The organism is Actinokineospora terrae (assembly GCF_900111175.1).
In the GTDB taxonomy this organism is placed as follows: domain Bacteria; phylum Actinomycetota; class Actinomycetes; order Mycobacteriales; family Pseudonocardiaceae; genus Actinokineospora; species Actinokineospora terrae.
This window is the reverse complement of record NZ_FOGI01000002.1, coordinates 239872-254881: the sequence shown is the minus strand read 5'-3', so window position 1 is coordinate 254881 and position 15010 is coordinate 239872. Positions and strand designations below refer to the sequence as shown.

At 73.7% G+C, this 15010-nt stretch carries 11 protein-coding genes; 10 read left to right on the top strand and 1 reads right to left on the bottom strand.

Features of this window, described 5'->3' with window-relative positions:
* Window positions 1-279 precede the first annotated feature (279 nt).
* The gene (locus tag BMY07_RS04465; protein WP_143073346.1) at window positions 280-1128 is read right to left on the bottom strand and encodes a hypothetical protein; all 849 of its coding nucleotides are present in this window, start codon (window positions 1126-1128) and stop codon (window positions 280-282) included.
* Between the two features lie 355 nt (window positions 1129-1483).
* Here BMY07_RS04465 and BMY07_RS04460 point away from each other — a divergent pair, with 355 nt between their 5' ends.
* The 10 genes from BMY07_RS04460 (at window position 1484) to BMY07_RS04415 (ending at window position 14994) form a co-directional block, all read left to right on the top strand.
* Complete coding sequence (locus BMY07_RS04460) at window positions 1484-4363, top strand: AfsR/SARP family transcriptional regulator (protein WP_245782200.1); 2880 nt, start codon at window positions 1484-1486, stop codon at window positions 4361-4363.
* 343 nt (window positions 4364-4706) lie between these two features.
* Window positions 4707-5921: a helix-turn-helix domain-containing protein gene (locus BMY07_RS04455; RefSeq protein WP_245782199.1), complete on the top strand. Its 1215-nt coding sequence runs from the start codon at window positions 4707-4709 to the stop codon at window positions 5919-5921.
* The gene (locus BMY07_RS04450) at window positions 5918-7351 is read left to right on the top strand and encodes a lyase family protein (RefSeq protein WP_092775151.1); all 1434 of its coding nucleotides are present in this window, start codon (window positions 5918-5920) and stop codon (window positions 7349-7351) included. Before BMY07_RS04455 ends, BMY07_RS04450 begins: the two co-directional genes overlap by 4 nt.
* Window positions 7348-8595 carry an ATP-grasp domain-containing protein gene (locus tag BMY07_RS04445; protein WP_092775150.1) on the top strand — a complete coding sequence of 416 codons (1248 nt, stop codon included), beginning with the start codon at window positions 7348-7350 and terminating at the stop codon, window positions 8593-8595. The genes BMY07_RS04450 and BMY07_RS04445 overlap by 4 nt, the downstream gene beginning before the upstream one ends.
* A 125-nt stretch (window positions 8596-8720) precedes the next feature.
* Entirely contained in the window at window positions 8721-9122 is a 402-nt protein-coding gene (locus BMY07_RS04440) for a cobalamin B12-binding domain-containing protein (protein WP_245782198.1), read from the top strand.
* Window positions 9119-11398 (top strand): amino acid--tRNA ligase-related protein, encoded by a 2280-nt coding sequence (locus BMY07_RS36030; protein ID WP_092775148.1) that lies wholly within the window; start codon window positions 9119-9121, stop codon window positions 11396-11398. The genes BMY07_RS04440 and BMY07_RS36030 overlap by 4 nt, the downstream gene beginning before the upstream one ends.
* Window positions 11395-12681: a glutamate synthase-related protein gene (locus tag BMY07_RS04430; protein ID WP_092775147.1), complete on the top strand. Its 1287-nt coding sequence runs from the start codon at window positions 11395-11397 to the stop codon at window positions 12679-12681. Before BMY07_RS36030 ends, BMY07_RS04430 begins: the two co-directional genes overlap by 4 nt.
* Window positions 12682-12751: 70 nt before the next feature.
* The gene (locus tag BMY07_RS04425; protein ID WP_092775441.1) at window positions 12752-13705 is read left to right on the top strand and encodes a GHMP family kinase ATP-binding protein; all 954 of its coding nucleotides are present in this window, start codon (window positions 12752-12754) and stop codon (window positions 13703-13705) included.
* A gap of 4 nt (window positions 13706-13709) precedes the next feature.
* A complete protein-coding gene (locus tag BMY07_RS04420) occupies window positions 13710-14747 on the top strand; it encodes a PLP-dependent cysteine synthase family protein (RefSeq protein ID WP_092775146.1) in 1038 nt (345 codons plus the stop codon).
* Window positions 14748-14781: 34 nt separating this feature from the next.
* Complete coding sequence (locus BMY07_RS04415; protein WP_092775145.1) at window positions 14782-14994, top strand: MbtH family protein; 213 nt, start codon at window positions 14782-14784, stop codon at window positions 14992-14994.
* The last annotated feature ends 16 nt before the right edge of the window (window positions 14995-15010 follow it).

The window sequence follows — 15010 nt, the reverse complement described above, 5'->3', positions numbered from 1 at the left end:
AGGGTGGGGTTCTGGGGCGAGGTCGGAGGCTGGAGGCGGGGCCCACGCGGCCTGGTGAGTTCAGCTCCGGTGGGGTGATCAGTCAGTTCGGGGTGTGCGCCCGGGGTACCGCGACCACCTACAGCCTGCTGAAGCCCCGTGGTGGCGTCTGGGCCTGCTCGGTCCCGCGCGGCCGCCACCCGGGTCGATTGGGGCGTCCGCAAACCCGGCGGCAGTGCTGCCGTGTATCTGCTGGCCTGAGAACCCGGCGCCCAACGAGTCCTGTGTGGACCAAGACCGCTACCACGATGCGCGGACTTGGTAGTAGGTGCCGGTGTAGGTGGGGTCTCCGGTGATGGCGATCGCGTCGCCCGGGGTGGCGGTGAGGGTTAGGTGGGTGGGGGTTCCACTGGAATCGGGGCAGTTGATCGTGGCTGTGGGGGCTTGGGGTTGGGTTCGGGCGCGGCAGCGCTCGTGGGTGGCCGCGTGCAGGGAGATCGAGTACGCGGGGCCGACCTCGGTGACGGTGAGGGTGAAGGAGTCGTCCAGTTGCCAGCGGCCGGTGAGCAGGTCGTTCTCGGGGACCTCGCTGGGGGAGGGGGCGCCCGGCACGGTGACCCGGTTGCGGCTCAGCCGCACGGACAGGGTGGGTGCCGTGAGCTCCATGAGGTCGCCGGTGGGTTCGTCGATGGTGGCGGTGAACGCTCCGGAGTCGACGCGGCCGGTGAACGTGCAGGCGGTGTGTGTCACGGACTCGGCTCGGTTGAGCAGGGAACGCGTCTGCTCCACGGTGTCCAGCGCGAGGGCGGCCGGGGTGTCCGCGCCCAGGCCCGACGTGCGCCAGTCGCCCGGTTCGGTGCCCACCACCGGGCCGCTGAGCCAGATCCGGCCGTGGTCGACCCGCGCCACGCCGCCCGCCAGCCGCAGTGACGCGACCTCCCGCTCCGGGTCGACCTCACCCGCGGCGACCGGGTCCGTCCGCCGTTCCAGCCGGTAGCTGCCGTCGGACACCGAGAAGAGCCCGGACAGCAGAGACTGCTGAGGATCGCCGTCACACGCCTGAGGCGGGTCGTCCGGCCAAGCCCACAACGCCACCCCGCCCACCACCGCGACCAGGACGATCGCCACCACGACCAGACGTCGGTACACCCAGGCCACCTCACCGCGATCCGGAACGGACCGCCCGAACCTACGAGATCGACACCGGTCGCCGTGGGGCTTTCCGACAACCGGGCCGCCCGCGGTGCAATTCCAGGGCGCCGAGTTCCGGCAAATGGGGACGAGAGGGGCAGGCGTCCGGTCAGCTCGGGGCGGCCGAATGGACCAAGGGGCGGCGATTGTCCGGAAGAGCAGTCACTCGCTCGGAGCATGGGGGACCGGGCGCGGGTTGATATCATTTCCTATTCGCCCTGAATCGGACCGGGCGGCGGTTATCAGGTGATGGCCTAGCGGCGGGCAACTCCCTTACAGTGAAACCGACGCCGCCGTCCACGGGGGGAAGCGAGTGAGCCCGAGCGAGGGGGTGCCCGCCGCGGCGCCGGACTACCGGATCCTGGGTCCGCTCGAGGTCGGCACCGGGGCGAGCACCAGGCTCAGGGTGGCGCCCGGGCGGCAGCAGGTCGTGCTCGGCGCGCTGCTGCTGGAGCCCAACCGGGTCGTCAGCATCGCGCAACTGGTCGACACCGTGTGGTACGAGGACCCGCCCGCGACCGCGCGCACCCAGGTGCAGATCTGCGTGTCGTCGTTGCGCGCCAAGCTGGCCGAGGCCGCGAGCGGGGCCGCCATCGTCACCCGCCCGCCGGGGTACCTGCTGCGCGTCGACGAGGACGCCATCGACGGGCACCGCTTCGCCGCCATGGTCTCCGAGGCGACGACGCTGACCGCCGCGGTGCGCTGGGCGGAGGCCGCCACCCTGCTGCGGGCCGCCGACGCGCTGTGGCGCGGCCCGGCGCTGTCCGGGATCCCCAGCCGCATCCTGCAGGTCCGCGCGGGCCAGCTCGACGAGAGCAGGCTCAACGCCGTCGAGTCGCGCTTCGACCTGGAGCTGCGCCTGGGCCGCCACCACCAGCTCGTCGGCGAGATCGCCACCCTGCTCAACGAGCACCCCCTGCGGGAACGGGCCCGCGGCCAGCTGATGCTCGCCCTGCACCGCGCCGGGCGGCAGAGCGAGGCGCTGCGGGTCTACCGCGAGGGCCGCGAGCTGCTGGTGGAGCAGTTCGGCCTCGAACCGGGCGACGAGCTGCGCAGGCTGGAGCGGGCGATCCTCGCCGACGACGACTCCCTGCGCGTCACCCCGCCCCGCGGCCCGGCCCAATTGGTGTCCACTCAGGACAGAACCGGCCCGGCCACGCCGCCACCGGCGGGACCGACCGAGGTACCGCTGCAATTGCCCGGCGACATCGCCGACTTCGCCGGGCGCGCCGACCTGGTGGCCCGCACCGAGAACCTGCTGCTCGAAGGCGCGGGCCGGGTGGCGACCCGGGTGGTCGTGCTGCTCGGCAAACCGGGCATCGGCAAGACCGCGCTCGCCGTCCACGTGGCGCACCGGTTGTCGTCGGACGACTTCCCCGACGGCCAGCTCTACTGCGACCTCGGCGGCACCCGGGCCCGCGCGGTCAGCGCCGCGGAGGCGCTCGGCCGGTTCCTGCGCGCGTTGGGCGTGCCCGGGTCCTCGGTGCCGGACGTCCTGGCCGAGCGCGCCGAGATGTACCGCAGCCTGCTGGCCCGCCGCCGGATGGTCGTGCTGCTCGACGACGCCGCGGCCGAGACCCAGGTGCAGAACCTGTTGCCGGGCACCAGCGGCTGCGTCGTGCTGATCACCAGCCGCGCGCGGCTCACCGGACTCGCGGGCGCCAGGCTGGTCGACGTGGAGGTGATGGACCACACCCAGGCCCACCGGCTGCTGACCACGGTCGTCGGCCAGGAGCGGGTCGACGCCGAGCCGGTCGCCGCCGCCGAGCTGATCGAGGTGGCCAGTGGACTCCCGTTGGCCCTGCGCATCCTCGCCGCCCGGCTGGCCGCGCGCCCCGGTCGGTCCCTGGCGTGGATGGTGCGCAGGCTGGTCGACGAGCACCGCAGGCTCGACGAACTGGCGCACGGCGACCTGGCCGTGCGCGCGAGCGTCGCGCTGAGCTACGACAGCCTGCCCCCGGACGCCCGCAGGCTGGTGCGGCGGCTGAGCGTGCTCGACGTGCCGAGCGTGCCGGTGTGGGTGGCGGACGCGCTGCTCGACGACGACTCCGAGCGCACCGCGGACCTGCTGGAACTGCTGGTGGACGAGCAGATGCTGGAGGAGACCGAGGACGCGTCCGGGCTGCGCTACCGCTTCCACAACCTCATCCGGCTCTTCGCCAGGGAACGCCTGGAGGCCGCCGAGACCCCGGGGGAGCGCCGCCGGTCGGTGAGCCGGGTCGCCGACGGCTGGCTCACCCTCGCGGGCGAGGCGCACCGGCGCATCTACGGCGGCGACTACGCGATCCTGCGCGGCGTCGAACCGCGCTGGGTGCCGGGGGCGGAGTACCTCGACCGCGTGCGCGCGGATCCGTTGGCGTGGCTGGAATCCGAGCGTGCCACGCTGTGCGCCGCGGTCGAGCTGACGGCCGCGGCCGGGCTGGACGAGATCTGCTGCGAGCTGGCGATCACGTTGGTGACCCTGTTCGAGTCCGGGTGCTACTTCGAGGACTGGGAGCACACGCACCTGCGCGCGCTGGAGGTGGCCGAGGCGGCGGGCAACCGGCGCGCGCTGGCGGTGCTGCGGTGCTCGCTGGCGTCGCTGCACCTGAGCCGCGGCAGGCTCTCGGCGGCCCAGGAGCTGCTGGAGCCGGTGCTGGTGGAGTTCACCGACCTCGGCGACGTCCACGGCCAGGCGATGGCCCGCCGCAACCTGGCCCTGGTCGACCACCTGCGGGGCGACCTCGACCCGGCGCTGATGGGCTACCGGGTGGCGTTGGCCCAGTTCCGCACCGCCGGTGACCCGGTGGGGCAGGCGCACGTGCTGTGCCAGATCGCGCAGCTCGACCTCGACGCCGAGCAGTTGGCCGCCGCCGAGACGAACCTGATGGCCGCGCTGGAGATCTGCGGCCGGGTCGGCAGCAGGCGCGTGCAGGTGCAGGTGCGGTTCCGGTTGAGCGGGTTGCTGGTGGCGCAGGGCCAGTTCCGGCAGGCCGCTGCCGAGTTGGCCGAACTGCTGGTCGCCGTGCGGTCCACCGGGGACGTGGTCGGCGAGGGCCGGGTGCTGCACCGGCTGGGGACGGTCGAGGCGTTGCTGGGGCGGACCGACGAGGCGGTCGCCGTGCTCACCGAGGCGTTGGCGCTGCGGGAGCGGACGATGGACCTGAGCGGCGCGGCCGAGATCCGCAAGGAGCTGGCCAGGCTGACCGGCTGAGCTCAGCCGCCCCAGGGGGTGTCGCCGAGGGTGGCCGCGGCGGCGCTGGGGGCGGTGCCGGTGATCGCGGTGGTGGCGGTGGTCGCGGTGCGGGTCATCTGATTCCCCTTTTCCCTGGGTCGGTATTCGCTGTCCGACCGTCTGTGCCAACGGTAGGAACGCCCGGCATCGCGGGGTTATCGCCCGCGCGGCCGGTGCCGGGCGCGCCGCGTGGTCGCGTGATAACCGGGCGATAAGCGCGTGCCGATGCTGGAGACACGGGACGCCGCGACCTCGTTCGGCGTGGGAGAACGTGATGGGAAGTGAAATGCGCATACCGCACACGCGTCGGGATTTCGGCGAATTGCTCAGAATCCACCGCATCCGCAGGGCCGCCACCCAGCACCAGTTGGCCGGGTTGTCCACGGTGAGCGTCCGGGCCATCCGCGACCTGGAGCTCGGCAAGGCGCACCGGCCGCGCCGCGACACCGTGCGGCTGCTCGCCGACGGCCTCGGGCTCACCGGGCGGGAGCGGGTGGAGTTCGAGACCGCCTCGGCCGCCCCCGGCTGGGCGACCCCGGCCCACGACCTGACCGCCGCCCCGCCGCCCGCGCCGTTGGACGCCGTCGTGGGCCGCGACGCCGAGGTCGCCGTGCTGACCGAGCTGGCCCGGTCGGGCAGTCAGCGGCTGGTCACCGTGGTCGGCCTGCCCGGCGTGGGCAAGTCGCGGGCGGTGCTGGAGGTGGCGGGCGCGCTCGGTGACCTGCCGGTCCTGTGGAGCGACGCGGCCGCCGAGCCCGCGCCGGACACGCTGGCCGCGCTGGTCCGCGCCGCGCTCGGGTCGCCGGGTTCGGCTCGTGGGGCCGACGTGGCCGCCGCGCACCTGGCCGAGCTGGTCGGTGACGCCGCAGCGGTGCTCGTCCTCGACGGGTACGACCGCGACGACGTCGACCGCGAGGCGCTGCCCGTGCTGCTCCAGCGCTGCCCCGGCCTGCGGATCGTGCTCACCACCCGCGTCCCGTGGGGGTTGGCGGGGGAGCGGGTGTTCCCCCTGGGACCGTTGGCCGTTCCGGCGGCCGACGCCGACCCTGGCTCCGTGCCGTCCGTCCGGTTGCTGCTGTCGCACCTGGCCCGATTACAGCCAGGGTCCACCCACACCGCGACGGGCGTGGTCGCCCTGTGCCGCGCGCTCGACGGCATCCCCTCGGCGCTGGAGGCCGCCGCGTCCGCGCTGACGGTCTACCCCCTGGCTGAGCTGGCCGAGGAACTGGCCGACGACCCGTTCGACATCGCGGGCGAGCACCTCGACACGCACCTGCGCCGCGCGGTCGCCACGCTCGACCCGCCGGTGGCCGCGCTGCTGTCCCGGCTCGTCGGGCTGCGCGGGGGCTGGTCGATGACCGACGCCGTGCGGGCCAGCGGGCTGCGCGCCGGGGTGTGCGCGCCGCTGGTGCGCGCCCTGCTCGTGCGCGGCCTGGTGCGCTGCGCCGACGACACCGACCGGACCCGGTTCACCGTGCTGGGCCTGGTGACCGCGCTGCACCGCGCCCCGCGCCTGACCGCCAAGGAGGCGATGTGACCGCCACGCTCGACACCGGCAGGCTCTCGACGGGCCTGCGCGCCCGCACCGCCGCGATGATCTTCGGGACCACCCCGGCGGAGCTGACCGGGGAACTGCGCCTGATCTCCACCGTCGACCTGGCGCACGTGGTCATGCTCGCCCGTCAGGGCCTGCTCGACGCCGACACCGCCGGGGCGCTGCTGCGGGAGATCCGGTCGCTGCGCGCCGAGGACTTCGCGTCCCTGCACGGGTTGCCCGCCCCGCGCGGGGCGTACCTGATGTACGAGAACCAACTCGCCGCCCGCCTCGGTGAGGACATCGGCGGCAAGCTGCACACCGGTCGGTCCCGCAACGACCTCAAGGCGACGACGACGATCCTGGGTCTGCGCGCCTGGCTCGCCGACTTCCTCACCGAGGCGCTGCGACTGGAGGCGGTGCTGCTGGGCCGGGCGCGGGCCTACCGGGGCGTCGTCATGCCGGTCTACACGCACTTCCAGGCCGCGATGCCGATCACCTACGGGCACTACCTGCTGGGCGTCGCCGTGGCGCTGGGCCGGGACATCGACGCGGTGTTGGCTGCTGCCGAGGGCTTGTCCCGGTGCCCGATGGGCGCGTGCGCGGTGGCGGGCACCGACCTGCCGTTGGACCCCGCGCTCACCGCGCGCCTGCTCGGGTTCGCCGCCGGTCCGGGGCACGCGGTGGACGCGGTCGCCAGCCGTGACGTCCTGCTGCGGGTGCTGGCCGCGGTGGCCGGGCTGGGGATCACGCTGAGCAGACTCGGCACCGACCTGCAACTGTGGAGCAGCGCCGAGTTCGGCCTGGTCGCCTTCCCCGACCGGCTGGTCGGCGGCAGCTCGGCGATGCCGCAGAAGCGCAACGCCTTCCTGCTGGAGCACGTCAAGGCCAAGGCGGGCGCCGCGATCGGCGCGTGGACCGCCGCGGCGGCGATGACCAAGTCGACCCCGTTCACCAACACCATCGAGGTCGGCACCGAGGCCGTGGCCGCGGCTCGTCCGGGTCTGGCGGCGGTGGCCGACGCGGTGCTGCTGAGCCAGGTCCTGGTGGGCGGCGCCACCCCCGTCGCGACCCGGATGACCGAGCGCGCCGAGCAGGGCTTCACCATGGCCACCACAGCAGCGAACCGCCTGGTGCTGTTCGGCACCCCGTTCCGCGCCGCCCACCACACCGTGGGGGCCGCTGTCCGCGACGCGATCGCCGCGGGCACCACCGACCTGGGAGCTCTCGGCCTTCCCCCAACCGCCCTGCCCGCCGTAGTAGCCACGACCTCCCACGGCGGCGGACCCGGCGCCTTCGACTCCATCTTCACCACGGCGACAACGTCAGCTGCCGCCCGCGCCACCCTCTGCCGCACCCACCGCACCACCCTCCTGGCCGCGGAATCCCATCTCGCCGCCGCCGTCGCCGCGCTCGCGGGCGGTGCCCGATGAGTGACTGGTTTGTGTTGGTCGAGAGCAACACCACCGGGTCCGGGCAGGTGTTCTGCGCCAGGGCGAGGGCAAGAGGCCTGCGGCCGGTCGTGCTCACCTGCTCCCCAGGGCGCTACCCGTACCTCGACGAGGACGCCATCGACAGGCTTGTGGTCGACACCGGTGACATCGAGGCAGTCCTGGCCACGTGCCGGACGTTGTCGCGGGTCGCGGGTGTCACCTCCAGTTCCGAGTACTTCATCGCCACCGCCGCCGAGGTGGCCGCGAGGCTGGGGTTGCCGGGGCCGGATCCGGTGGCGGTGCGGTTGTGCCGGGACAAGGCGTGGCAGCGGCGGACCCTGGCGAAGGCCGGGATCGCGGTGCCCGGGTTCCGGGTCATCACCACCGACGCGGTCGACGGGGTGCTCGCGGCGCGGGAGTTGGGGTTTCCGGTCGTGGTCAAGCCTGCCACCGGGTCGGGGTCGCTGGGGGTCAGGCTGTGCGCCGACGAGGACGAGGTCGCGCGGGCGGTCGGGTTGCTGCTGGCCAACACGACCGATGAGCGGGGCGCCCCGCGTGAGCCGGTGGTGCTGGTGGAGCGGTTCGCGCGCGGCCGGGAGTTCTCCGTGGAGACCGTGGGCGACACGGTCGCGGGTGTCACCGGCAAGCACCTCGGTGTGCCCCCGTACTTCGTGGAGACCGGGCACGACTTCCCCGCCCGGGTGCGCGACTCCGAACGCGACGACCTGGTCGACACCACCCGCAAGGCCCTCGAAGCCCTCGGTGTCGGCTGGGGCGCGGCGCACACCGAACTGCGCCTCACCCCGGCCGGACCGGTGCTCATCGAGGTCAACCCGCGGCTTGCGGGCGGCATGATCCCCGCCGTCGTGGCGGCCGCGACCGGGCTCGACCTGGTCGACGCCTGTGTGGCGCACGCCTGCGGGCAACCGCCACCCCCGGCGGTCGGCGGCCCCGGTGCGGCGGCGATCAGGTTCGTGCTCGCCCGCGGCCCGGGCGTCGTCAGCGCCGTCACCGGGCTGAGCGAGGCCGCCGCCCTGCCCGGGGTGGCGGCCGCGAAGGTCACGACCGCGGTCGGCGCGCGGCTGGGGGAGCCGACCGGGTCGTTCCAGGACCGGGTCGGCCACGTGATCACCACCGGGAGCGCGACCCCGACCGCCGCGGCGCGGGCCGAGGCGGCGCTCGCGGCAGTCGGTGTCGCGGTGTCGCGCACCACGCACGCAGACGCCCTGCGGCTGCCGCGCTAACTGCCGCTCGGCGCCACCTCCGGGCCATACCGTTCTCTTCAGGACCGGAAACCCCGGGAACCCAAGCCGGACAACGACTCTTGTGAGCGTGGATGATGATGTCCTCACCTTCGGGGGAGCCGGTCGTGATCAGCGGCACCTCCTCGGACTCGCACACGTGGAACCTGGTCTACCTCCAGTTGCTCGTGCGGGAGCTGGGCCACCCGGTGCTCAACCTGGGCCCGTGCGTCCCGGACGACCTGCTGGTCGCCGAGTGCGCGCGGACCGGGCCGCGGCTGGTGGTGATCAGCACCGTCAACGGGCACGGGTACGCCGACGCCGTCCGGGTGGCGCCCCGGCTGCGGGCCCGCCGGGAGCTGGCGGGTACCAGGCTGGTGATCGGCGGCAAGCTCGGCATCCACGGCGCGGCGGCCGCGCGGCGCCGCGACCAGCTCGTCGCGGCCGGGTTCGACCGCGTCTACGAGGAGACCGAGCTGGCCGCCTTCGCCGACGACCTCGCCCGGCTGCGGGTCGGGGTGGCGTCGTGACCGCGGGGTTCGGCGGGTTCGTGGCCAGGGCGCGGGCGGCGGGGCGGCTGGTGGTGCAGCCGAGGATGGGCTTCAGCGACACCGCGACCATGCGCGCCGGACTCCTGGCCACCAAACGCGTCCCCGCCACCACGGTCGGCACCCTGACCCTCGACAGCTACACCCGCGTCAACGACATCGCCGCCGCCGACCACGCGCTCGCCGAAGGCATACCCCTCAACGGATACCCCATCGTCTCCTACGGGCCCGAGCGGACCGCGACCGTCCTCGACGGCATCCGCGACGCCGGTTTCCCGGTGCAGGTGCGCCACGGATCGGCACGCCCGCAGGACATCGTGCGCGCCTCCCTGGCCGCCGGGCTCGACGCCACCGAGGGCGGGCCGGTCTCGTACTGCCTGCCCTACAGCAGGATGCCGCTCACCGACGCCGTCCGGAACTGGTCGCACACGGCCGACATCCTCGCCACCGCGCCGAACGCGCACGTGGAGACCTTCGGCGGGTGCATGCTCGGCCAGCTCTGCCCGCCCAGCATGCTCGTCGCCCTCAGTGTCCTCGAAGGACTGTTCTTCGTCCAGCACGGACTGCGCAGCGTCTCGTTGAGCTACGCCCAGCAGGTCGACGCCGAGCAGGACGAGGAAGCCGTGCACGCCCTGCGCAGGCTCGCCGCCGACCTGCTGCCCGGGGTGGACTGGCACGTCGTCGTCTACACCTACATGGGCCTCTACCCGACCACCCCGCACGGCGCGGCGGCGCTGCTGGAGAGCAGTGCCCGGCTGGCGGTGCGCTCCGGGGCGGCCCGGCTGATCGTCAAGACCGCCGCGGAGGCCAGGCGGATCCCCACCATCGCCGAGAACGTCGACGCGCTCACCCTCGCCGCCGAGGTCGCCGCCGCCACCCGCTGGGCCGACGACGAACCCGACGCCGCCGACACCACCGTGCACACCGAGGCCCGCGCCATCGTCACGGCCGTGCTCGGCCTGGCCCACACCGTCGCCGAGGCGCTGCCCGCGGCCTTCCGCCTCGGCTACCTCGACGTCCCCTACTGCCTGCACCCGGACAACGCGGGCCGGGCCACCAGCGAGATCGACCCGACCGGGCGGCTGCGCTGGGCCGCCACCGGGTCGCTGCCCTTCCGCGCCAGGCCCGCCGCCGCGGGCCGGGGACCGACCTCCGCGGGCCTGCTGGCCGCGCTCTCGCACACGCAACGCCGTTTCGACGGCCTGCCCGCCACCGCGGGCGCGGCCGACCGACCCGTCCTGGGAGCACAGATGACCATCACGACACCGGGTCCCACCAGCACCTACCTGCCGCCGTCGCCGCCGGAGCACCTGGCGTCGCCGGTGACCCGCGCCGCGCTGCGCGTGCAGCAGCAGGTGCTCACCGCGGCCAGGTCCTTCCTCGCAGGCGACGGGTTCATCGAGCTGCTGCCGCCGGTGATCGGCCCGGTCACCGACCCGGGGGTGCGCGGCTCCAAGCAGCTCGACGTCGACTACTACGGCCACCGCTACAAGCTGATGACCAGCGGCATCCTCTACAAGCAGGCCTCCCTGCTCGCCTTCGACAAGCTGTTCTTCATCGCCCCCAACGTGCGCGCCGAGCCGGTCGAGACCTGCAACACCCGCCGCCACCTCGCGGAGTTCCACCAGATCGACGTCGAGATCTCCGGCGGCACCCGGGCCGACGCGCGCAGGCTGGCCGAGCGGCTGCTGGTGCACGTCGTGCGGCACGTGCTGCGCACCGCGGGCGACGACCTCGCCGCGCTCGGCCGCGACCCGGTGGTGTTCGCCGAGCTGCTGCGCGAGCCGTTCGACGTGCTCACCCACGCCGAGGCCGTCGCCGCGCTGCACGACCTGCAGTACCCGCAGAGCACCGACGCCGAGATCGAGTGGGAGGGTGAGGAACTGCTCTCGCACAAGGCGCGCAGGCCGTTCTTCGTCACCGACTACCCGAAGGGCTCGCGCGGGTTCTACGACCGCGAGAACCCCGAGTCGCCCGGCACGCTGCGCAACTTCGACCTCATCGTGCCCGGCGGGTACGGGGAGCTGGTGAGCGGCAGCGAGCGCGAGTCCGACTACGCCACGATCGTCACCCGGATGCGGGAGACCGGGGAGAACCCGGCGAAGTACAGGTGGTACCTGGACATGGTCCGCGACGGCATCCCGGCCAGCGCCGGGTTCGGGATGGGCCTGGAGCGGCTCACCCGGTTCCTCACCGGACTCGACTCGGTGTGGCAGGTCAACGCCTACCCCAAGGTCCCCGGTCTGGTGGCGCCATGACCGTCCGGGCGGAGGGCCTGCCGGAGGCCGCGATCCGGGACCGGGCCCGCTCCGGTGCCGCCGCGGTGTTCCCGGCGCTGGCGGGCTACGGCGAGCAGGTGTACGGGCAGTCACCCGGGTGGTCCACCGCGGACGAACTGGACCGGACGAGGTTGGTCCCGCCGGTGTTCGTGCCGCGCAGGCTGGAGAAGCTCATCGAGCTGGGCCGGGAACCGCTGTACTCCGATGTGGACACACGAACCTCGGTGGGCGGGTTCACCGCCACCCTCCCGCTCTACCTCTCGGCATTCGGCTCCACCCAGCTCGGCAGCACCGGACTCGGCGTGGCAGCGGCCAGGCAGGCAGGCGAGCTGGGCATCCCGATGGTCATCGGCGAGAACGTGGTGCCGGTCAACGGGTACGGCCGGGGCGCCGCCGACGCGGGGGCGATGCTGATGGCCAGGGTGCGCGCCTACCTGGAGCGCGTACCCGACGACGTCGGTGGCGTGGTGGTGCAGCAGAGCACCGAGGACGCCGACGCCGAGGTGTGGAACCTGGTCTACAGCGACCCCGCCGTGGCGCCGCTGCTGGCCGAGGGCAGGCTCGCGTTCGAGCTGAAAGTCGGCCAGGGCGCCAAACCCGGGCTCGGCGGGATGACCGTGCTCGGCGCGCAGGCGGCACGTCGGGTCGGTGACCAGTTCGCCATCGACGCGATCTTCGCCGACGACCGCGTGCTGCGCTCCAGCAGTCCGGGGACGTTCACCGACGAGATCCTGCGGCAGCAGATCCGCCTGATGCGCAACAACTTCCCGCGCGCCAGGGTGTGGGTGAAGCTGCCCGGTGCTCGCGACGTCGCCGCTGCCGCGGCGGTGGCCTGGGCGGCGGGCGCGGACGCGGTGACCGTGGACGGCGCCGAGGGCGGCAGCGGCTGGGCGCCCACGGCGTTCCTGGACACCGTCGGCCTGCCGCTCGCCGAGTGCCTGCGGCGCATCGGTTCCCCGGGCGGCTGCCTGCTGGCCAGCGGCCGGATGTGGGAGGGCACCCGGGCGGTGAAGTGCCTGGCGCTGGGTGCCAGGGCGGTCGGCCTCGGCCGCGCGGCGCTGGTCGCGGTGGACGAGGACCCCGACCACGGGCTCGTGCGGCTGGTGGCGGCGCTGGCGCTGGAGATGCGGCTGCTGGCGAGCGCGCTGGGCAAGTACACCACCGGCGCGCTCGACGCCGCCGACCTGTGGCTGCCCGGCACCCCGGCAACTGCCGACGTGCTGCCCGCGCTGGTGCCCGGGACGACACCCGGGAATGGCTAGTTTTCCTTCCAGGGGAACGAGAAGACCCAGCTGACCGCGCGACGAGACGGGCTGCGGAGCGGACATGACGATGAGCGAGAAGTGGTACCCGACCGCCGCGGGCGAGTCGGCGATCGGGGTGGTCGAACCGCCACCGGCCCGCACGGGCGTCGCGACGGCGAGCACCCACCACGGCGAGATCCTGCAGGGGATGTTCGAGGACGCGGACGGCAGGCTGCACCGCGGTCTGCTGACGATGCCCTGCGACCTCTACCGCACCCGGGCCACCTACACCCCGGTGAACCTGCCCTCGGTCGTGGTGCGCCAGGCCGACAAGGTCAAGGCGCGGCGGGCGGCGGAGGAGACGTTGGCGGTGCTCGGCTGGCCGTGCACCGGCGGCTACCTGGACCTGCGGGGCGAGGTGCCCGCCTCGCGCGGGTTCGGTTCGTCCACCAGCGACGTGCTGGCCGCCATCCGCGCGGTCGCGGACGCCTTCGACTGCGCGCTGCCCGACTGGCTGGTGGCGCAGCTGGCGGTGCGCGCGGAGACCGCGTCGGACTCGCTGATGTTCGGCGACAACACCGTCCTGTTCGCCCAGCGGGAGGGGATCGTGCTGGAGGACTTCGGCCGCCGGTTGCCCCGCCTGGCCGCGGTGGGCTTCGGCACCAGCAGCACCGGGTCCGGAGTGGACACCCTCGCGCTGCGGCCCGCCGACTACGGCCCCTGGGAGATCGCCCGCTTCCGCGAACTGCGGGCCCAGTTGCGCGCGGCGCTGGCCGCGGGAGACGCCGCCGGGCTCGGCGCGGTCGCCACGGCCAGCGCCGAGATCAACCAACGGCACCTCCCGGTGCCCGGCTTCGACCGGATCACCGCGCTGGTCCGGCGCACGGGGGCGGTCGGCCTGCAGACCGCGCACAGCGGCGACATCGCCAGCCTGCTGTTCGACGCCGCCCAACCGGACCACCGGCGGCGCTGCGAGCTGGCCAGGCGGCTGCTCGCCGGGATCGGTGTCGACGACGTATGGCTCTTCACGACGGGTGGATGAGGACATGACCGTGACCATGAGTGCCCAGACCAAGGCCTTCCCCTCGATCGTCGAGGCCACCGAGTTGCCCAGGATCATCGAACTGGGCACCAACTTCTACGCCGCGTCCTTCACCCTGATGAAGCTGCTGCCCGCGCGGTTCATCATCGACCGCGCCCGCCGCGACGGCCTGCTCGCGCCCGGCGGCATGGTGATCGAGACGTCCTCGGGCACCTTCGGCCTCGGCCTGGCGCTGGTGTGCCGCCGCCACGGGCACCCGCTGGTGGTGGTCGGCGACCCGGCCATCGACGCCAACCTGCGCACCCGCCTGGAGCTGCTGGGTGCCCGGGTGGAGATCGTCGACGACTTCGACGCCCCCGGCGGCATCCAGGGCGCCCGGCTGGAGCGGGTGCGGGAGCTCAGCGAGCGCAACCCCGGCAGCTACGTGCCCGGCCAGTACGACAACCCGGACAACCCGGCCGCCTACGACATCGTCGCCGACCTGCTCGCCGACACCATCGGCCCGATCGACCGCCTGGTCGGCCCGGTGGGCTCGGGCGGGTCGACCGGCGGCCTCGCCACCGCGCTGCGGCTCGCGGGCCACGACACCCGGCTGTCCGGTGTGGACACCCCGGGCAGTGTGATCTTCGGTGACCGCAACGGGCCCCGGCTGCTGCGCGGTCTCGGCAGCAGCATCCACGCCGCGAACGTGCGGCACACCGCCTACGACGACGTGCACTGGGTCGGCGCGGGCGCGGCCTTCCACGCCACCCGCGAGCTGTACGCCACGCACGGCATCTTCGCGGGCCCCACCAGCGGCGCGTCGTTCCTGGCTGCCCGCTGGCACGCCGCCCAGGACCCGGACGCGGTCACCGTCGCCCTCATGCCCGACGACGGCTACCGCTACCTCGACAGCGTCTACGACGAGAGCTGGTTGCGCGCCAACGGCCTCGCCGACGCGATCGCCCCCGCCGCGCCGAAGGCCGTCACCGACCCGACCGACCTCGACGAGCATTGGTCCCACCTGCCCTGGGGCCGCCGCGAGCTGTCCGCCCACCGCTAGATCCGAGTACCCGACCGACTGAGGAGTGTTCCCGATGAGCAGCAACCCGTTCGACAACGAGGACGGCGTGTTCCTGGTGCTGGTGAACGCGGAGAACCAGCACTCGCTGTGGCCGGAGGCGGTCGACGTGCCCACGGGCTGGACGGTGGCGCACGAGCGCGACACCCGGCAGGCCTGCCTGGACTACGTGGAGCGCACCTGGACCGACATGCGCCCGGCCTCCCTCATCGCCGCGATGGGCGACTGACGCATACCCGAACGCA